This window comes from Mycobacterium sp. AT1 (genome assembly GCF_002043095.1).
Classification (GTDB): Bacteria; Actinomycetota; Actinomycetes; order Mycobacteriales; family Mycobacteriaceae; genus Mycobacterium.
Map to the genome: position 1 here is coordinate 1 of NZ_MVOC01000051.1, position 18,975 is coordinate 18,975.

An 18,975-nucleotide genomic window follows, 5' to 3' on the forward strand; every position below is an offset into this window, starting at 1 on the left:
CCCCGGGGGAGGGCCTGATGTATTTCCGGGGTGGGGGTCAGGCCGTGGGGGTCGTCCACACCTTGTCGACGCTGATCCGCAGTCGCGTGCTGTAGTCCACCATCGACTCGGTCAAGCCGAACTGGTCGGCGGTCGGCCCGTACTTGGCCCAGTACGGGCCGTCGTCGCGGCAGTCCACGCCCTCGGCGTCGACGGTCGCCTCGCCGCCGACGACGACGATCCCGCCGCCGTTGCCGTCGGAGTCCAGGTTGAGGCTCACCTGGGGGTGGCGCCTGACGTGCGTGACCTTCGCCGCGGTGGGACTGCTGTAGACGAACAGGGCTTCGCCGTCGAAGTGGAACCAGATCAGCTTTGGCACCGGCTGGCCGGACTTCGCAATGGTGGTGAGCCATCCGTACTGGTCCCGGTTCAGACGATCGATGACTTCTGACGTCAGCGCGGCAGTCATGAATGCGAATGTAGTCTCCGAATATGCCCTCTGAAACCCTCGACTTGACGCTCGACGAACTGCTGACGACCACGCGTTCGGTCCGCAAACGCCTCGATCTCGAGAAGCCCGTCCCGCGCGAGATCGTCATGGAATGCCTCGACTTGGCACTGCAGGCGCCGACCGGCTCCAACTCTCAGGGATGGCAGTTCGTCTTCGTCGACGACGACGAGAAGAAGAAGGCGATCGCCGACATCTACCGCACCGCGGCCACCCCGTACCTGGACGCCGAGAAGCCCACCTATGGCGACAGCCGCGACGAGCGGACCCCGCTGGTCGTCGACTCCGCCAAGTACCTCAACGACCACCTGCACGAAGTGCCGATCATGATGATCCCGTGCCTGGAAGGCCGCCCGGACGGGGCGCCCGCCGGGATGAGCGCCGGCTACTGGGGCTCACTGCTGCCCGCCGCGTGGAGCTTCATGCTCGCCCTGCGCTCGCGCGGACTCGGGTCGGCGTGGACGACGCTGCATCTGGTCGGCGACGGCGAGAAGCAGGCCGCCGAGATTCTGGGGATTCCCTTCGACAAGTACGCCCAGGGCGGGCTGTTCCCGATCGCCTACACCAAGGGCACCGAGTTCAAGAAGGCCAAGCGGCTGCCCGCCGAACAGCTGAGCCACTGGAATTCCTGGTAGTCACACCGCGCCGGTGAACCCCTGCTGGCGCCACGCCTCGTAAACCACCACTGCGGCCGCGTTCGACAAGTTCAGGGAGCGACGGCCAGCCAGCATCGGTATCCGCACGCGTTGGGTGACGTGTGGATCCGCCAGCGTCTCGGCGTCCAAGCCAGTCGGTTCCGGGCCGAACAGCAACACGTCGCCGGGGATGAAGTCGACGTCGCCGAAGAACGATTCGGCGTGTGCGGTGAACGCGAACACCCGCGCCGGCATCACCGCCGTCCACGCCGACGGCAGGTCCGGGTGCACCGTCACCGACGCCAGGTCGTGGTAGTCGAGCCCGGCGCGACGCAACTTCGGTTCGGAAAGGTCGAACCCGAGCGGTTCGACGAGATGCAATTCGCATCCGGTGGCGGCGACCATTCTGATCGCATTGCCCGTGTTCGGGGCGATGCACGGTGCATTGAACATGACCCTGAACAAATCGCTGCGCCTCCCGGTATGCGAGTACCGGGAAGCCTACGTGCGTCGAGGGTCAGCCCAACTCAGGTCTCCTGGTCGGGAATGGTGGCTTCGTCTCCGAATTCGGGGTCGGGGCTGTCCCCGCCGGGTCCGGTGACGGGTTCCGTCTCATGGGTGTCGTCGTGCTGGCGTTGGTCTCCGTGGGGCTCGGTCATGACTTCCCTTTACCCCAAATGGACGACGTTGATCTCGGGAGCGCAACGACATTTGCTCGTATGGCGCACGACTGCGCAACGCCACGGTCACGAATCTGCCTGTTCAGTAACAACTGTGGAAACGCCCGCACATCGCTGTCATACTCGAGAAATTGCCGGTCGGACTGGTACTTCGGTGCCTGCCGATACATGGGCGTACTGATGCGGGAAGCCTTATGAACCACGCGCGATCAACGAATCGTCACCGAGTGACCGGCCGTACGGCCGGGGCACGATGACCGCGTTCGTCGAGCCACCGCACGACGGTGCGGCGCAGGACCTTCCGGCCATTTCACCACGTCAGCAGGCGGGGCAGGCGAAACGACCTTCACGATGGGCGCTGAGCAATTGGCCCGTTCGCTGGAAGGTCCTGGCAATCGTCCTAGTGCCGCTGTTGTTGGTTGGGGTATTCGGCGGTTTGCGCGTTCAGTCGGGATGGGCCGACGCGAACGATCTCCGATTGGCCGCCGACCGTGCCGAATTGGTGCCGTCGATCGAGGAATACATGGCGGCCCTGGAAGGCGCCCTGTTGGCGAATTCCGCGGGCGGCGACGCGCAAGCCGCGTTGAACGCATTCGACACCAACAAACAGAAACTGCAGAACAAGCTCAACGGCATCGACGTCGAACCCGACGTCCGTACCGGCGTGACCGGTCTGCTCGACGACGGCCAGGCGCTGCTGGACCGGGTCACGGCCAACGACGTCGACCTCCGGGGCCGCATCACCGCGTATGCCCCGATTCTGTTGTCCGCCGAGGACGCGATCAACGGTTCGGTACGCGTCGACGACGAGCAGATCCGCGCCGAGGCATTCGGCCTCAGCCGAGCCGTCGGCGCGCGCGGCCAGATGGCGATGGAGCAGCTGCTGGTCAACCTCGGCGGTGACCTCCCCGAGCCGGAACTGCGCACCTCGATGATCACGCTGGCCGGCACCGAACCGTCCACGTTGTCCGGGATGTCCCAGGTGCTCGGGGTCGGCTCGCCGGACGCGCAGAAGTTGCAAGAAGAGATGGTCAGGCGGATGTCCCTGATGTCGGACCCCGCCGTCGGATTGGTGGGCAACCCCGACTTGAGCCAGTCGCTGCAGACCACCAACGACATCGCCGCGAAGATCGTCGACTCGACGACCGCGGCCGTCACCTCCGCCGTCGAGGACCAAGCCAACGCCAAGCGCCAAGCGGCGATTCGCGACTCGGCGATCGTGGGGGTGGCCTTCCTTCTGGCGATCGTCATCGTGCTCCTCGTGGCGCGGTCGCTGGTGCGACCGCTACGGATGCTGCGCGACGGCGCGCTCCGGGTGGCCCACGAGGACCTGGCCCAAGAGATCGAGCGGGTGCGCACGGGAGGCGCGCCGGGGCCGGTCCAGCCCGTGCCGGTGTACACCACCGAAGAGGTGGGGCAGGTCGCGCACGCCGTCGACGAGCTGCACGAGCAGGCGGTCTTACTGGCCGGCGAGCAAGCCCGCCTTCAGCTTCAGATCGGCGACATGTTCGAGACGTTGTCGCGTCGTAGCCGGTCTCTGGTGGACCAGCAGCTGGGACTCATCGACCGCCTCGAGCGCGACGAGGAAGACCCCGAACGACTGGACAGTCTCTTCAAGCTCGACCACCTCGCCACGCGGATGCGGCGCAACGGCGCCAACCTGCTGGTGCTTGCCGGGTCCAGGCCTCAGCGCGAGCAGGCCGACCCGGTCCCCGTTGCCACCGTCGTCAACGCCGCGGCCTCCGAGGTCGAGGACTACGCGAGGATCGTCACGGCGGACGTGCCGGACAGCGAAATCGTCGGCGTCGTCGCGGGTGATCTCGTTCATCTGCTGGCCGAGCTGCTGGACAACGCCCTGAGATACTCGCCGCCGGTGTCCGACGTCAGGGTGACGGCGGCGCACACCGGCAACGGCGGTCTGGTCGTCGAGGTCAGCGACTACGGCCTCGGCATGACCGACGCCGATCTGCGCGTGGCCAACGCCCGCCTGCAATCGGGTGGCGAGGTCAACCCCTATACGGCCCGACACATGGGCCTGTTCGTCGTCGGCCGGTTGGCGGCTCAGCACGGTCTCGTCGTCCGGCTCCGCAACACCATTGCCGCCGAACCGAATTCGGGGACGACGGCCGGTGTCTTCATACCCGCCGAGGCGCTGCTACACGGCCCAGGCGCGGCGGAACCATTTCCCGCCGACTACGGCATGCCCGCAGAGCCGCATCTCGCCGTGGTGCCCACGCGCGCACCCGACGAGGACCACGTGGACTACCAGGAGGACGTCGTCAACACCCCGGAGTACCCCTACGGCCATGCCGACATCCCGATTTCGCTTCTGCCGCAACGCAACCCGGGAGCTAGTGGGATAGCAGGCATTCCGTCGGCGCCGATCGACCCCGTCGCCCAACCCGAGAATCGTCTGCGCGAACGGGAGTGGCCGGAGGAACGCCCCTCGGCCGAGCCGGCCACGCCCGCCCCCGTGGACACCTCGTCGTTCTTCGCTTCCGGCACCGGCGGCGAAGAGCAGCGGCCCGCGCCGCGGCCCCGGCTCGAACCCGCCACCGGCGGTTCGATATTCGACACCATGCTCTCCGAATGGCTGATCGACGATCCGTTCACGTTGGCCAACAGCACCGACCTTGACTGGCAGACCGTGTGGGACAAGGGCTGGTCGGCAGCGGCGGCGGCCGAGGAAGCCCCCGTGGAGGAGCGCACCGTCGAGGGGCTGCCGGTGCGTGAGCCCGGTGCGCGGCTCGTCCCCGGTGCGGCAGCCACCGGTGAGAACGGGCGCAACGGGCGCAACGGAGGTTCCCACCGCGGGCCGGACGTCCCCGACGAGCGAGACGATTCCACGTTCGACACCGGCCCGATCGTGATCCCGCGCGACCCCGAGGCCGTCCGCAGCAGCATCGGCAACCACTTCGGTGGCGTGCACGCCGGCCGGTCGCACGCCCGCGACGCGCGATCGACGGACGAGGACTGACTCGAGAATGACGCGCCCGACTCAGCGTGACTCCCTTGATTGGCTGGTCTCCAAGTTCGCCCACGAGGTGTCGGGCGTCTCCCACGCGATCCTGGTGTCCGCCGACGGCCTGCTGATGGCCTCCAGCGAGCACATGCCCGTGGAGCGGGCGGATCAACTGGCCGCGGTGACGTCGGGTCTGGCCAGTCTCTCGACGGGCGCGGCCCAGCTGTTCGACGGCGGTTACGTGCTGCAGTCCATCGTCGAGATGGAGCACGGCTACCTGCTGCTGATGCGGGTCGGCGACGGTTCGAACCTCGCGACGTTGGCGACCAAGTCGTGCGACATCGGCCAGGTGGGTTACGAGATGGCGATCCTGGTCGAACGCGTCGGCACCATGATCCAGTCCGCGCGCCGCACGGCTCAGCGTTCGTGAGCGCCGATGGACCTTCCGTCGCGTGACGCCTGGGAGCCCAGCGAACCTCTGACCGAGGTGAGCCTCGTCCGGCCCTACACGCTGACCGCAGGCCGCACTCGGTCGCTCGTCGACCTTCCACTCGAGGCGCCGATCCAGGCGTTGCAAGTCGCGCCCGCACCCCGATGGCCACGCAGCGACGTGCGGGCCAGAATCCTCGAACTCGGCGCCGACGGTCCTTCGGTCGCGGAGATCGCGGCCCGCCTCGCATTGCCCCTCGGCGTTGCGCGTGTGTTGATCGGGGATTTGGTGACGCAGGGTTATCTTCGAGTGGACGCCACCCTGGCGGCGTCGGAGACCATCGAGGAACGACGAGAACTCATCGGAAGGACACTGCGTGGCCTACGGGCACTCTGAGCGGCGCTCGTCCGCTACGCGATCGTCGTCTGCTACGAAAATCGTCGTCTCCGGCGGTTTCGGCGCAGGCAAGACCACCTTCGTCGGCGCCGTGTCGGAGATCATGCCCCTTCGCACCGAGGCCATCGTGACCAACGCGTCGCAGGGTCTCGACGTGCTCGGCGCCACCCCGAACAAGAACACCACCACGGTGGCCATGGACTTCGGCCGCATCACCCTGGCCGACGACTTGGTGCTGTACCTGTTCGGTACGCCGGGGCAACGTCGGTTCTGGTTCATGTGGGACGACCTGGTCCGCGGCGCGATCGGCGCGATCATCCTCGTCGACGTGCGCAGGCTTGAGGACAGCTTCGCCGCCGTGGACTTCTTCGAAGCGCGGAAGCTGCCATTCCTGATCGCCGTCAACGTGTTCGACGGTGGACCGCGGTATTCGGCCGACGCGGTGCGCCAAGCGCTGGCGTTGCGCGAGGGCATCCCGGTGCTCGACGTCGACGCGCGGGACCGCAACTCGGCGAAGGCCGCGCTGATCGCGGTCACCGAATATGCGCTGATGAACCTCAGTTCGCTGCCTGGCTGACGGTGGGCACCTTCGACCAGGAGTGGGTGGACCGCGAGTACACCGGCCACGACTTCCGCGATGACGATCTGAGCCGGCTGCGCACCGAACGCGTGGTGTTCACCGAATGCGACTTCAGCGGCGTCGACCTGTCGGAATCCGAGCACCAGGGGTCGGCCTTCCGAAACTGCACCTTTCGGCGTACGTCGCTGATGCACACCGTGTTCCGCCACTGCACGCTGTTGGGGTCGGTCTTCAGCGAGTGCCGGCTGCGGCCCGTGACGATGGTCGAGGTGGACCTGACGCTGGCCGTGCTGGGCGGGTGCGACCTGCGCAGCATCGACCTGTCGGACTGCCGGCTGCGCGAGGCCAACCTGGTCGGCACCGATCTGCGCAAGGCGGTGCTACGGGGTGCCGACCTGACCGGAGCGCGGACGCAGAACGTCCGACTCGACGAGGCGGACCTCCGCGGCGCGCGTGTCGACCCCACGTTTTGGACGACGGCGGCGGTCCGCGGCGCGAAGATCGACGTCAACCAGGCGCTCGCCTACGCGGTGGCGCACGGGTTGGACGTCCACGGCGGCTAACCCCTTCTCCGCGAGCAGACGTAAAGGGCCCTCAATCACGTGGATTGAGGGCCTTTTACGTCTGCTCGCGGGAAAGTCTTAGCCCGCCTTGAGCCGGATCTTGTAGCGCACGAAGCACAGATAGAAGATCGACAACGCGCCCAGCATGGCCATGTCGAACAGCCACGTGCCCGAGTCGTGCTTCCAGTGCGAGTCGTCGGGCATGATCGGCGGCTTCACCATGTCGGTGACGCCCACCGTCGACGCCGTCGCCGCGAAGCCCCAGCGGGCCGGTGTCACCCACGACATCTGGTCCAGCGGGGCGCGGCCGGTGACAGGGATCAGACCGCCGGAGAACACCAGCTGCGACATGACCGCCACGACCAGCAGCGGCATGATCTGGTCGCTGGTCCTCGCCAGAGCCGACAGCGCGAGCCCGACCGTGGCCGCACAGATGGTCGCGGCGGCCATGCCGAAGAACAGTTCCAGCGCGGCGGACGCTTCGCCACCGCCGAGCACCAGCGGACCGTTCTTGGGCAGCCCGACGCCGATCAGCGTGATGGCCGTGACGATCCCGGACTGCACGATCGCGAACACCGAGTAGATGCAGACCTTGGCCAGCAGGTAGGCGGTGGTGGACAACCCGACGGCCTGTTCCCGCAGGAAGATCGCGCGTTCACCGATGAGGTCGCGGACGGTCAGGGCCGTACCCATGAAGATGGCGCCGACGTTGAGCAGCACCAGCACCTGGCCGGGCTGGTTGGGTGCGTCGCCAAGCGGGTTGGGTTGACCGAAGCCGGTGGAGCCGGGCACGGACAGCGACAGCACACCCATGATGAACGGCAGAATCGCCAGGAACGCGAAGTAACCGCGGTCGGAGATGATGAGCCGCATCTGCCGTCGCGCGATCGTCGAGAACTGTTTGATCGTGCTGGTGTGCACGGGCTTGCCGAGCTCGGCGGCTTCCTGCTTCGGCGGTGCCGGCGGCGGAGGGCCGTGGCGCTCGAGGTACTTGCGCTTGGCGCCCTCGGGGTCGCCCGCGACCGAGGAGAAGATGTCGGCCCAGTTCGTGGTGCCGAGCTCGGGACCGATCTGACTGGGTGAGCCGCGGAACGCCGTCTTGCCGCCGGGGGCCAGCAGCAGCACCTGGTCGCAGACGTCGAGGTAGGTCAGCGAGTGCGTCACCACCAGGACGACGCGGCCCGCGTCGGCGAGCTGGCGCAGCATCGTCATGACCTGACGGTCCAGCGCGGGATCCAGACCCGAGGTGGGCTCGTCGAGGATGAGCAGCGACGGACCGGTCAGCAGTTCCAGCGCCACCGAGGCGCGCTTGCGCTGGCCGCCGGAGAGCTTGTCGACGCGGGTGTCGAGGTGCTTGGTCATCTCGAGTTCCTCGAGGACCTCCATGACGACGCGCTCGCGGTCCTCCCGGTTGGTGTCGGGCGGCAGTCGCAGTTCGGCGGCGTACATCAGGGCCTGCCGCACGGTCAGCTGACCATGCACGACGTCGTCCTGAGGGACCATGCCGATTCTGGACCGCAGCGACGCGTACTCGGCGTGCACGTCGTGGCCCTCGAACGTCACGGTGCCCGTGGTGGGGTGCGTGTATCCGGCGATCAGCCGGGCGAACGTCGACTTGCCTGCGCCCGACGGGCCGATCAGCGCCGTGAGCGTGCCGGGTCGCGCCGAGAGCGAGATGTTGTCCAGCAGCGTCTTGTTGCCCTCGATGGTCCACGTGACGCCGTGCACGTCGAGACCGCCGGTGCGGGTCGCGAGGTCGGCTTCGTTGCGCCGCGCGAGCGTGCCGCCCCCGAAGACGAGGTCGATGTTGCCAATGGTGACGACGTCGCCGTCGTGCAACACCTCGGAGTCGACTCGTTGACCGTTGACGAACGTGCCGTTGATGCTGCGGTTGTCGAGGATCTGGGTGCCGCCGGGGCCGGTCACCAGCGTGGCGTGGTGACGTGATGCCAGAACGTCGGGGATGACGATGTCGTTGTCGGTGGCACGACCGATCTTGATGCCGCCGGGTGGAACTTCGGGTGCCCTGCCCGGCCGCAGGATCTTGAGCATGCTGGTCGCGAGGTTGCCCTCGGGTGCCCGCGGAGTCGCGGCCGGACCCATCTGGGTGGCGGACGGGTCGACGTTGACGCTGGACGCCGGGGCCGGATGCGGCGCGCTCGGCGGGCGATACGCCTGGGGTCCGCTGGTGGCCGCCGGTGCCGACGGGTACATCGGCTGCGACTGCGACGGCGGCTGATACGGCTGGGAGTAGGACGGCTGCGTCCGCGACGGCGGCTGCGTGCGCGGGTAGCCCGTCGACGGCGTCTGCGTGGGCCACGAGGTGCTCGGGCGTCCGGCGATCGGCACCTTGGCGGTCTGCGGTGGCGTGCCCGCCGAACCCTGGTGGCGGCCGACCTCGAAGGTCAGGCGAGGGCCGTCCGGGTTGCCGACGTTGACGGCCATGCCGTCGGTGATGTCGACCATCGGCACGCGCTGGCCGTTGACGTACAACCCGTTGAGGCTGCCGTTGTCGACGGCCATCCAACGGCCCTGGTCAAAGCGGAGCAGCAGGTGCGCGCGCGAGATCAGGGGGTGGGCAATGCGGACGTCGGCTCGCAGGTCACGCCCGACGACGACGTCGTTACCGGGTGAGAAGGTGCGGGGCGAGCCGTCGTACCGAACGGTCAGAGCGGGCGGGACAGGTCGCGTCATCGGAACCAACTGTATCGGTAGCGGCGCCGCGAGCGGGGTTGGTCCCGGCGCCCGCGCGTGGCACCGCCGCGGGCACCGGGGTCCGTCATCCGGGGTCGCGGCCCGAATGTGTTGCGTGGCAAATGTCGTCGAGCGGGGTGGCGCGCTCGGACGGGAATGTGCGCGCCCAGGTCTCGGACGGTTAACGATTCGGGGTGACGGGGTCCGTCTCCCTAGGAGTTCGTCGCCATGCGTGCTGTTGTAGAGCCATGTCGGCGACGAGGAGAGCTTCGGGGAGCGCGGCGGCTCCGATGCGCACCGTGGTTGCCGCAGTCCTCGCGGTCGGAGCGGCGGCGGTGACGACAGCTACGGGTATGGCGTTGCCGGGTGCGGCTGCCACGCCGCCGACCGTGCCGACGGACAGCCAGGGCTACGTCGAGTCGCCGGCGAGATGCGGCCCCGGTCAATCCGCCGTCGTGCTGGGTCGGACGGCGTTGTCGCTCGTCGCCATCTGCGGTGACGGGCGCGGGCACTACGAGTATCGCGGTATCCGGCTCAGTGACCGGGCGGTTCTCGTGCTCCCCGCCAGGAAGATGGCCAACGGGTGCTTCGGTGCCAGCTCCGACGCGGTCGACTACACGGTGTCAGAACGCAAACTCCTTCTCTCCACTGGTCTTCGGGTGTTGCGCGACGAGACGATGACCGAGTTCCTCGACTACCGCGTCGCCGCGCCCGTCACGAAGCTGTCCGCCGACGATCACGTCCGCTGATCTCGCGACGCGCTCCCGTCGTGCCGCCACCACACTCCACTTCGGTGCGACGATGGGACGGGTGAGACGAACGCAAGTGGAGGGCGAGGTCGTGAACCGTCAGCAGACACACCGGCTAGGGCTCGTGGGAGTGGCACTGGGAGCGGTCGTGGTCGCCCTGTCCGCGTCCATGGCGACCAGCGCCGCGGCGCCCCCGGCGACCGACACCCGCGGCTTCGTCGACTCCACCGCGCGGTGCGCCGCGCCGAGCACCGCGGTCGCCTACGGCTACACGGCGACCTCACGCGTGGCGATCTGCAAGGACGAGTCCTCCGGGCAGCTCCAGTACCGGGGGGTTCGGGTCACCGACGGCGCGCGGCTGATCCTCGCTGCGACGTCGACCGACCGTGGGTACGTCGCCGAGAACGACGGGATCACCTACACCGTCAGCTCGAACGCACTGGTCATCAGCAGCGGCAGCACGCAGATCAGGAGCGAGTCGATGGTCGACTTCCACGGGTCGGCGCCCAGCTCGTCATCCTCGACGTCCACGTCGTCGGCTCCCTCGACGTCCACCAGCCCGACGCAGTCGAGTGCCATCCCGGAGACCACGACGCCGTCGACCCCGCTTCCGCCACCGCTGCCTGCGGAGGTCGGCGCCCGCTAGACCGTCGAGGTCGGCGCGCCCGTCACGACGCAGTGAGTTTGGCTGTAGATCGTCGCCATGCACTTGTTGCAGTGCGTGCACAGTGACCGCACGGAGTGCGCGTCGCCGTCGGCCTTGATGCGGTTGACCAGGTCGGGTTCGGCGAGGACCGCGCGGCCCATCGCCACGAAGTCGAAGCCCTCGGCCATCGCCAGATCCATCGTCTCGCGATTGGTGATGCCACCCAGCAGGATCAGCGGCATGTGGAGTTCGGCGCGGAACTGCTTGGCCTGGTCCATCAGGTAGGCCTCGCGGTACGGGTATTCGCGAAGGAACTTCTTGCCCGACATGCGGATGCCCCACCGCAGGGGCGGCTTGAAGGCGTTCGCGAACTCCTTGATGGGGGCATCGCCGCGAAACAGGTAGAGCGGGTTGAGCAGCGAACTGCCCGCGGTGAGTTCCAGCGCGTCCAGCCCGCCGTCCTCCTGCAGCCACGTCGCGGTTTGCAGGGACTCGTCGAGTGAGATGCCGCCGCGGACGCCGTCGGACATGTTGAGCTTGGCCGTCACCGCGATCCGGTCGCCGACGGCCTGTCGCACGGCCCGCACCAGGCCGCGGGCCACCTTGGCCCGGTTGGCCAGCGAGCCACCGAACTCGTCGGTACGCCGGTTGATCAGCGGGCTGAGGAACGAGCTCGCCAGATAGTTGTGGCCGAGGTGGACCTCGACGGCGTCGAAGCCGGACTCGACGGCCAGCCTGGCGGCGTTGGCATGCGCGGCGGTGATGTCGTCGATGTCGGCACTGGTGGCCTTCTTGGCGAACCGCATCGACAGTGGGTTGAAGAAGCGCACGGGGGCGAATGCCTTGGCCCCGTTCGTCCGTGAGTTGGCGACGGGTCCGGCGTGGCCGATCTGGGCGCTGATCGCCGCGCCCTCGGCGTGGATCGCGTCGGTGAGGCGGCGCAGTCCCGGTACGGCCTCCGGTCGCATCCACAGCTGCCAGCCGTCGGTTCGTCCGCCGGGGGACACCGCGCAGTAGGCGACGGTCGTCATCCCGATTCCGCCTGCGGCGGGCAGCCGGTGATACCGGATGAGATCGTCGGTGACCAATGCATCGGGGGTCGACGCCTCGAAGGTCGCCGCCTTGATGATGCGGTTGCGCAGCGTCACCGGGCCGAGCTTGGCCTCGCCAAACACGTCGGTGAACACTTTCGCCGGAGTGTCCATTTTGGCAGCTGACCACGGAGCGCGGCGCAGTGTCAATGAGGGGCTCACGAGGGCTGATGTCAGAATGGTCGCGTGGGTGCGATGACGTTGGACGGCAAGGCCACGCGCGACGAGATATTCGTCGACCTCAAGCAGCGGGTGGCGGCGTTGACCGCCGCGGGCCGCACGCCCGGGTTGGGCACGGTGCTCGTCGGTGACGATCCTGGGTCCCAGGCGTACGTGCGCGGCAAGCATGCCGATTGCGCGAAGGTCGGCATCAACTCGATCCGACGCGATCTGCCTGCCGACGTCAGCCAGGCCACGCTCGACGCCACCATCGACGAGTTGAACGCCAACCCGGACTGCACCGGGTACATCGTGCAGCTGCCGCTGCCGAAGCATCTCGACGAGAACGCGGCGCTCGAGCGCATCGATCCCGCCAAGGACGCCGACGGTCTTCATCCAACCAACCTGGGGCGGCTGGTGCTCAACGAGGCAGCGCCGCTGCCGTGCACGCCGCGTGGCATCGTGCACCTGCTGCGCCGGTTCGAGGTGCCGATCGCGGGCGCGCACGTGGTGGTGATCGGTCGCGGCGTCACTGTTGGTCGGCCCTTGGGCCTGCTGCTGACGCGGCGGTCCGAGAATGCCACGGTCACGTTGTGCCACACCGGAACTCGGGATCTTCCCGCGTTGACGCGGCAGGCCGACGTCATCATCGCCGCGGTCGGGGTGCCGCACATGGTGACCGCCGACATGGTCAAGCCGGGAGCCGCGGTCGTCGACGTGGGAGTGAGCCGCGACGCGGCGGGCGCGCTCGTCGGTGACGTCCACCCGGGTGTCTGGGACGTCGCGGGCCACGTGTCACCCAATCCGGGGGGCGTCGGCCCACTGACGCGGGCGTTCCTGCTGAGCAACGTGGTGGAACTCGACGAGGCGAAATACCGGTGACCGCGCGGGGATTGGCGCACAGGGTCTTCGCGGGCCAGTGGCCGATCCTGACGGTCGGGTTGTTCCTGATCGCCGCATTCGGTCTGGTGGTGGCGGGGTACTGGCGGCGCGGAGCGCTGGTGCTGGCAATCGGCGTCGGCGTGGCGGCGGCCATGCGGTTGGCGTTGACCGACGACCGGGCCGGTCTGCTGGTGGTGCGCTCGCGGACGGTCGACATCGCGACCACGGCAACGGTGAGTGCGGCGCTGGCCTACATCGCGCTGACCATCGATCCGCTCGGCACCAGCTAGCGCGGCGGCGCCGCGATGAGGCGCCCGAGTTCGTCGAGAACGGTTTCCGCCGTGGCGAGATCGCCTCGAAGGTCGCGGTCCTCCACGTCGCTCGGAAGGTCGGCGGCAAGGGCGAGCGCGCGTCCGAGCACTCCGCCGAATCGATCCACGATGCCCCGCTGTCGCAGCAGTCGCACCGCGCCGACCAGTTCGCAGCACAGCAGGACGCGGTAGGCGGCGACCGACCGCTCCAGTTGGAGGATGCCCTGGGATGCGAAGGTGGCGTCCTCCTCGGCGCCGCGGGACAACACCAGGGTCCCGACCGACGCCGGCTGCGCGGCGTTGCGGATCTCGGCGATCGCCCCGGCCGCGACGTATTCGACCATCATCAGCCCCGACGATCCGTCCGAGTCGGCGGCGAGAAAGGCGTTGCCGCCGTTGGTCTCCGGATCGTTGAGCATTCTGATCCTGGAATGGGTGATGGGCGCGGTCAAGGCGAGGGCGAGGGTGGCGCCGTCGAGTTCCAGGGACAGCGCCGCCTGGTAGAAGGCGCCGTGGTGGACGACTTGGTCGCCGTCGACGTCGAAGAGGGGATTCTCCTGGGCGGAGTTCATCGTTCGTTCCAGTTGCGCGACAAGTGAATCCAGCGATGCGACGACGCTGGCGTGGGCGACCGGGTAGACCCTGAGCCCGTAGGGGTCCTGGATACGAGCTGGCGGACGATCGGTTCGGTCGTCGGCGAACAGTGACCGCAGTCGGCTCGCCACGGTGTCCACGTGCGGAGCTGCGGCCGATCTGGCCGCGACCGGGGAGAAGGTCGACGGATTCCCGTCGAGGGCAAGGAAACTCAACATGTAGATCACGCTCGAGGCGCGCTCGAGGCGGTTCAGCTCGTCGACCGCGAGACAGCTGCGGCCGACCGTCAGCGCGCTGCTGCTCATGAACGGCAACGCGCTGTCGGCACCCCACGGGGGCATGGGTGTCAGCGCCGCGGTGGCGGGTCGTTCGCCGATCAGGGTCAGTGCGGTACCGGCGAGCGCCGCGAGGTCACCGGTACCGATGGAGGCGTACTGCAGCACCTCCGGCAAGGCGTCGTCGTTCAGCATCCGCTCGAGGCCGATCAGGATCGCCGGGTCCAGACCCGCACCGGGAACGCACAGCTGAATCAAGCGCACGGCGAGCATCGACCGAACCGTCCTCGCGCACAGCGGGTCGCCGGCGTCGACCGAGTGGCTGCGCAGCAGCCGCATCCCGAAGTCCCGGTCGTCGGTCGGGATCGCTGCCATCCGGTTGGCGCCGACGCCGGTGGTGCGGCCGTAGGTGGCGTGTCGCGTGCTCAGTTCGGCGGCCCCGTCGTGCACGCGGTCGACGGCGTCGACGACCTCCCTGGGAAGCGAGACGGCGGCGTGGCCGTCGGCCAGTGCCACGACGTCGCCGACCGTCATGGTCCCGCTCAGCTCGATCATCAAGGATCTCCTCGTTTTTCCACCATGGGTGCGCGACGGGACCTATCATCACCGAAGGCAGGTGATTCCACCAGATGGAATCGAGATTTTACCTAGCAGCAACAAAGGGGCAGTTGCGCGAAACGCGGCCGCCGTACCCTTCGTGCCGAGAGGAGGTCACGTTGGCCGATCAAGCGACCCGGACAGTCGAGCGAGCGCTCGCCCTCCTGGCAAGCGTCTGCGACCGCGGCGGGGCGAATCTCGCCGACACCGCCAGAGAGTGCGAGCTGGCCCCGAGCACGGCCCTTCGGCTGCTGCGCACCCTGGAGGCCGCCGGCTTCGTGCGCAAGGACGAATCCGGCACCTACCGCCCGGGAAGCCGAATCATCCAACTCGGCGCCCAAGCCCTTAGCGACGAGTCGTTGGTCGACCTCGCCGGCCCTGCCATGGACGAGCTCGCCACCGAGACCGGCGAGTCGGTGTACCTCAGCGTCGTCGGGCACGCCGCCACCGCGGTGTACATCAACATCGTCGAGGGCACGCATTCGGTGCGCCACGCCAGCTGGGTCGGCCGCACCGTACCGCTGGACGTCTCGGCGGCCGGACATGCGTTGCGCGGCAAGGTGTCCGACGACGGTTACGTCATCGTCGAACGCGGCGTCGAGACCGACGTCACCGCAATCGCCTGCCCGGTGTACTCGCAGAGCAGGATCGTCGCCGCGATGAGCCTCGTCATTCCGAGCTACCGGCTCAATGCAGATCAAACGACGCAGTACGGCCGACTGCTGATCGCGGCCGCGGCGGACGTGTCCGCCCGTCTGAGCAGCCCCACCGAAGCGAACCCTCCAGAAGGATCACGATGATCACATTCAACGACGTGTCCAAGGTGTACCCCGACGGGACCGTGGCGGTCGACGGCCTCGACGTCACGGCACCCAACGGCAAGATCACCGTCCTCGTCGGGCCGTCGGGCTGCGGTAAGACGACCTCCATGCGGATGATCAACCGCCTGATCGAACCGAGCTCGGGGACGATCGAACTCGACGGCGTCGACACCCAGACCCTGGACCGGGTGGCCCTCCGGCGGCGGATCGGATACGTCATTCAGAACGCGGGTCTGTTCCCGCACCGCACGGTCGTCGACAACGTGGCAGCCCTGCCCCGCTTACTGGGCGGTGGGAAGAAGCAAACCCGTTCTGCGGCAATGGAACTGCTCGAACGCGTTGGACTGGACGCCAAGTTCGCTCAACGATATCCATGGCAGCTGTCGGGCGGCCAGCAGCAACGCGTAGGGGTGGCCCGCGCCTTGGCCACCGATCCGCCCTTCCTGCTCATGGACGAACCCTTCAGCGCCGTCGACCCGATCGTCCGAAATCAGTTGCAGGACGAGTTCCTTCGCCTTCAGGCCGACATCTCCAAGACCATCGTGATGGTCACCCACGACATCGACGAAGCCCTCAAGCTCGGCGACCAGGTCGTGGTGCTTCGCCAAGGCGGGACACTGGCCCAGGCCGCCACGCCCGCCGACCTGCTCGCCGCCCCCAAGGACGCCTTCGTCGCCGACTTCGTCGGATCCGCCCGCGGCTACCGGGCGCTGGGCTTCCACACCTGCGACGACTTGCTCGCACTCGTCGACGAGCCGACCATCCAGGTGGGACAGGGCATCTCGTCCGTCGCGGCACCCCACGACAGGTGGGTCCTGGTGGTCGACGCTGCCAACGCGCCGATCGGCTGGGTCGACACCGTCAACCTGCGGGGCGACCGCGTCACCGACGGCGACGTCAACCTCAGCGCCACCTCGGCCCGCAGAAGTGACCCCCTTCGCGATCTGCTCAACTCGGCGCTGTCGAGCCCCAGCGGCCGGTGCGTCGTCACCGACGAGGCGGGCGCGCTGCTCGGCACGGCCACCGACCACGACGTGATCGACGCGATCAAGCGGGCCAAGGACGCTCGCAGCGCAGGGGTTTCGGCATGAACTGGATCTCGTCCAACCTCGGTCGCATCGTCGACCTCACCATCAGCCACGTGTGGTTGACCCTGGTGCCGACCGTGATCGGCCTGCTGCTCGCCCTGCCCCTTGGGTGGTGGGCGCACCGGTCCGGGCGCGGGTACGCGGCCATCGTCGGCACCGCGGGTCTGCTGTACACCATCCCGTCGCTGGCGCTGTTCATCATCCTGCCGACCATCCTCGGCACCAAGATCCTCGATCCGGTCAACATCGTCGTCGCGCTGACGCTGTACACCCTTGCGCTGCTGGTGCGCGTCGTCGCCGACGGGCTCGGCTCGGTACCCCACGACACCGTCGCCGCCGCCGAGGCGATGGGGTACCGCAGTTGGCAGCGGCTGCTGCTGGTGGAACTGCCCGTGGCGGTCCCCGTCATCGCGGCTGGACTGCGGGTGGCCGTGGTGTCCAACGTCAGCATCGTGACGATGGCTGCGCTGCTTGGCATTCCGCAGCTCGGCTCACTTTTCACTCAGGGCTTCCAGCTCCGGCTCTACACGCCGCTGGTCACCGGGGTCGTCCTCTGCGTCGTACTGGCCGTGGTGTTCGACGGCATCATCATCTGGGCCAACAAACTCGCCACCCCGTGGCGGCAACGGACGGTGACCTCGTGATCGTCTTCGGCTGGCTCACCGACCCCGCCAACTGGACCGGGTCCGACGGCATCCCGACGCAGATCGGCTATCACCTGCTGTACTCCGGTGTCGCCCTGGCGGTGGCCCTGGCGATCGCGGTGCCACTCGGCATCGTGATCGGCTACACCGGCCGCGGCGAGGCGCTGGTCGCCGGATCGGCGAACGCGTTGCGGGCGTTGCCGTCCCTGGGACTACTCGTCCTGCTGTTCCTGATCATCTCGCCGGTCGTCGCCGGTCAACTCGTCTACGTGCTGCCGACCATCGTGGTGCTCGTCCTGCTCGCGGTGCCGCCGATTCTCACCGGCACCTACGCCGGCATCCAGAACGCCGACGCCGACGCCGTGGGCGCCGCCCGCGGAATGGGCTACACCAAGCGACAGATCCTGATCAGGGTCCAGCTGCCGTGTGCCCTTCCGCTGTTGCTCTCCGGCATCAGGGGCGCCACCCTGCAGATCGTCTCGACGGCCACCATCGCGGCCTACCTCGGCCTGCAAGGGCTCGGTCGGTTCATCCTCGACGGCCGCGCGCAGGCCAACTTCAGCGAAATGGCAGGCGGTGCAATCCTCGTCGCCGCACTCGCACTGCTGCTGGAGTTCGGGTTCGCCTGGCTCGGCAGGCTCATCGTGTCACCGGGGCTTCGTCGCTCCACGAAGAAGTCGTCCCCGCTACCAGTCCCTACTCAGGCCGCCGCCTAGGTGCCACCCCGGCACCGCCTACCAAGGAGAATCACCATGAAGAGACGCGCCATCCTCTCGGCGTTCGCCCTCACGTCCGTACTCGCCCTCAGCGCGTGTGGCGGCGGGGGATCGGATCCCCTGTCCGGCGACGGAAACGACAAGGGGTCCGCCGGGTCCGAGGTGATCATCGGCTCCGCGGACTTCACCGAGAGCCAGCTCATCGCCAGCATCTACTCCCAGGCGCTGCAGGCCAAGGGCGTCAAGGTCAAGGAGCAGTTCAACATTGGCAGCCGCGAGGTCTACATCGCGGCGCTCAAGGACGGCTCGATCGACCTGGTGCCCGAGTACTCCGGTGCGCTGCTGAGCTACCTGGACCCGAAGTCGACCGCGGCGACCACGGACGCGGTGACCTCCGAGCTCACCGGCAAGATGCCCCAGGGACTGTCGCTGCTGACGGCCTCGCCCGCCGAGGACAAGGACGTCGTGGCCGTCACCAAGGCGACCGCCGACAAGTACCAGCTGAAGACGGTGTCGGACCTGGCCCCGCACGCGGGCGAACTCGTCCTTGGCGGTCCGCCGGAGTGGAAGACCCGCCAGCAGGGCGTCGTCGGCCTGCGCGACGTGTACGGCCTCAACTTCAAGGACTTCGTCACCCTCGACGCGGGCGGCACCCTGACCATGACGGCACTGACCAACGGTCAGATCCAAGCTGGCGACCTGTTCAGCACCGACCCCGGTCTGAAGACCAACGACCTCGTCGCCCTTGAGGACGACAAGTCGCTGTTCGCCGCGGAGAACGTCGTCCCGGTGATCAAGGCCGCCAAGGAAAACGAGACCATCACCAAGACGCTGAACGCCGTGTCGGCGAAGCTCACCACCGACGACCTCATCTCGATGAATGCCGAGGCCGCCACGGGAGCCAACCTCGCCGACATCGCGAAGAAGTGGCTCGCGGGCGCAGGCATCAACGGTTCCTAGGCAATTACGACAAAG

Annotated in this window: 21 protein-coding genes; 15 read left to right on the plus strand and 6 right to left on the minus strand. The window is 68.0% G+C overall.

From position 1 onward, the window contains the following. Positions 1-37 precede the first annotated feature (37 nt). Positions 38-448: a TIGR03667 family PPOX class F420-dependent oxidoreductase gene (locus tag B1790_RS23190; RefSeq protein ID WP_079925640.1), complete on the minus strand. Its 411-nt coding sequence runs from the start codon at positions 446-448 to the stop codon at positions 38-40. 23 nt (positions 449-471) lie between these two features. Between B1790_RS23190 and B1790_RS23195 the strand changes: the two genes are divergently transcribed. Then, positions 472-1,122 carry a nitroreductase family protein gene (locus B1790_RS23195; RefSeq protein WP_079925641.1) on the plus strand — a complete coding sequence of 217 codons (651 nt, stop codon included), beginning with the start codon at positions 472-474 and terminating at the stop codon, positions 1,120-1,122. Here the strand turns inward: B1790_RS23195 and B1790_RS23200 are convergent, their stop codons facing one another. Both B1790_RS23200 and B1790_RS35685 read right to left on the minus strand, forming a co-directional pair. Further along, positions 1,123-1,587, minus strand: a complete 465-nt coding sequence (locus tag B1790_RS23200; RefSeq protein WP_079925642.1) for a tRNA (cytidine(34)-2'-O)-methyltransferase — start codon at positions 1,585-1,587, stop codon at positions 1,123-1,125. It lies immediately after the preceding gene. A 62-nt stretch (positions 1,588-1,649) separates the two neighbouring features. After that, a complete protein-coding gene (locus B1790_RS35685; protein ID WP_255407300.1) occupies positions 1,650-1,781 on the minus strand; it encodes a hypothetical protein in 132 nt (43 codons plus the stop codon). Positions 1,782-2,055: 274 nt separating this feature from the next. On the opposite strand from B1790_RS35685, the gene B1790_RS23205 reads away from it, so the two are divergent. Genes B1790_RS23205 through B1790_RS23225 form a run of 5 tightly spaced genes read left to right on the plus strand, consistent with a single transcriptional unit; the run spans position 2,056 to position 6,733 of the window. Further along, on the plus strand, positions 2,056-4,779 hold the full coding sequence (locus B1790_RS23205) for a HAMP domain-containing sensor histidine kinase (protein ID WP_079925643.1): 2,724 nt from the start codon (positions 2,056-2,058) through the stop codon (positions 4,777-4,779). 7 nt (positions 4,780-4,786) lie between these two features. Further along, positions 4,787-5,194: a roadblock/LC7 domain-containing protein gene (locus B1790_RS23210; protein ID WP_056556851.1), complete on the plus strand. Its 408-nt coding sequence runs from the start codon at positions 4,787-4,789 to the stop codon at positions 5,192-5,194. Positions 5,195-5,200: 6 nt separating this feature from the next. Then, positions 5,201-5,590, plus strand: coding sequence for a DUF742 domain-containing protein (locus B1790_RS23215; RefSeq protein WP_079925644.1), 390 nt, complete (start codon positions 5,201-5,203; stop codon positions 5,588-5,590). Then, on the plus strand, positions 5,571-6,167 hold the full coding sequence (locus B1790_RS23220; protein WP_079925645.1) for an ATP/GTP-binding protein: 597 nt from the start codon (positions 5,571-5,573) through the stop codon (positions 6,165-6,167). The genes B1790_RS23215 and B1790_RS23220 overlap by 20 nt, the downstream gene beginning before the upstream one ends. A 2-nt stretch (positions 6,168-6,169) precedes the next feature. Further along, entirely contained in the window at positions 6,170-6,733 is a 564-nt protein-coding gene (locus B1790_RS23225; RefSeq protein WP_198952099.1) for a pentapeptide repeat-containing protein, read from the plus strand. Positions 6,734-6,811: 78 nt separating this feature from the next. Here the strand turns inward: B1790_RS23225 and B1790_RS23230 are convergent, their stop codons facing one another. Then, positions 6,812-9,427: an ATP-binding cassette domain-containing protein gene (locus tag B1790_RS23230; protein ID WP_079925646.1), complete on the minus strand. Its 2,616-nt coding sequence runs from the start codon at positions 9,425-9,427 to the stop codon at positions 6,812-6,814. A 290-nt stretch (positions 9,428-9,717) separates the two neighbouring features. On the opposite strand from B1790_RS23230, the gene B1790_RS23235 reads away from it, so the two are divergent. Together B1790_RS23235 and B1790_RS23240 are read left to right on the plus strand one after the other, a co-directional pair. Then, positions 9,718-10,176: a hypothetical protein gene (locus B1790_RS23235; protein WP_142271466.1), complete on the plus strand. Its 459-nt coding sequence runs from the start codon at positions 9,718-9,720 to the stop codon at positions 10,174-10,176. 61 nt (positions 10,177-10,237) lie between these two features. Next, the gene (locus B1790_RS23240; RefSeq protein ID WP_233165279.1) at positions 10,238-10,822 is read left to right on the plus strand and encodes a hypothetical protein; all 585 of its coding nucleotides are present in this window, start codon (positions 10,238-10,240) and stop codon (positions 10,820-10,822) included. Here the strand turns inward: B1790_RS23240 and B1790_RS23245 are convergent. Beyond that, entirely contained in the window at positions 10,819-12,027 is a 1,209-nt protein-coding gene (locus tag B1790_RS23245; protein WP_079925649.1) for an NADH:flavin oxidoreductase, read from the minus strand. The genes B1790_RS23240 and B1790_RS23245 overlap by 4 nt on opposite strands. Positions 12,028-12,099: 72 nt before the next feature. Here B1790_RS23245 and B1790_RS23250 point away from each other — a divergent pair, with 72 nt between their 5' ends. Together B1790_RS23250 and B1790_RS23255 are read left to right on the plus strand one after the other, a co-directional pair. Next, positions 12,100-12,954, plus strand: a complete 855-nt coding sequence (locus B1790_RS23250) for a bifunctional methylenetetrahydrofolate dehydrogenase/methenyltetrahydrofolate cyclohydrolase (RefSeq protein ID WP_079925650.1) — start codon at positions 12,100-12,102, stop codon at positions 12,952-12,954. Further along, positions 12,951-13,244, plus strand: coding sequence for a DUF3017 domain-containing protein (locus tag B1790_RS23255; protein ID WP_079925651.1), 294 nt, complete (start codon positions 12,951-12,953; stop codon positions 13,242-13,244). The genes B1790_RS23250 and B1790_RS23255 overlap by 4 nt, the downstream gene beginning before the upstream one ends. On the opposite strand, the gene B1790_RS23260 is transcribed toward B1790_RS23255, so the two are convergent. Then, complete coding sequence (locus tag B1790_RS23260; protein ID WP_079925652.1) at positions 13,241-14,689, minus strand: aromatic amino acid lyase; 1,449 nt, start codon at positions 14,687-14,689, stop codon at positions 13,241-13,243. The genes B1790_RS23255 and B1790_RS23260 overlap by 4 nt on opposite strands. 161 nt (positions 14,690-14,850) lie before the next feature. Here B1790_RS23260 and B1790_RS23265 point away from each other — a divergent pair, with 161 nt between their 5' ends. From B1790_RS23265 to B1790_RS23285, 5 genes are read left to right on the plus strand one after another with little or no spacing between them, the layout of a single operon-like run. Continuing rightward, positions 14,851-15,531 (plus strand): IclR family transcriptional regulator, encoded by a 681-nt coding sequence (locus B1790_RS23265; RefSeq protein ID WP_079925653.1) that lies wholly within the window; start codon positions 14,851-14,853, stop codon positions 15,529-15,531. Beyond that, positions 15,528-16,643, plus strand: a complete 1,116-nt coding sequence (locus tag B1790_RS23270) for an ABC transporter ATP-binding protein (protein ID WP_079925654.1) — start codon at positions 15,528-15,530, stop codon at positions 16,641-16,643. Before B1790_RS23265 ends, B1790_RS23270 begins: the two co-directional genes overlap by 4 nt. Next, positions 16,640-17,284 (plus strand): ABC transporter permease, encoded by a 645-nt coding sequence (locus tag B1790_RS23275; protein ID WP_079925688.1) that lies wholly within the window; start codon positions 16,640-16,642, stop codon positions 17,282-17,284. The genes B1790_RS23270 and B1790_RS23275 overlap by 4 nt, the downstream gene beginning before the upstream one ends. Then, the gene (locus B1790_RS23280; protein ID WP_079925655.1) at positions 17,257-18,000 is read left to right on the plus strand and encodes an ABC transporter permease; all 744 of its coding nucleotides are present in this window, start codon (positions 17,257-17,259) and stop codon (positions 17,998-18,000) included. The genes B1790_RS23275 and B1790_RS23280 overlap by 28 nt, the downstream gene beginning before the upstream one ends. Before the next feature lie 36 nt (positions 18,001-18,036). Beyond that, entirely contained in the window at positions 18,037-18,960 is a 924-nt protein-coding gene (locus B1790_RS23285; protein ID WP_079925656.1) for an ABC transporter substrate-binding protein, read from the plus strand. Positions 18,961-18,975: the final 15 nt, after the last annotated feature.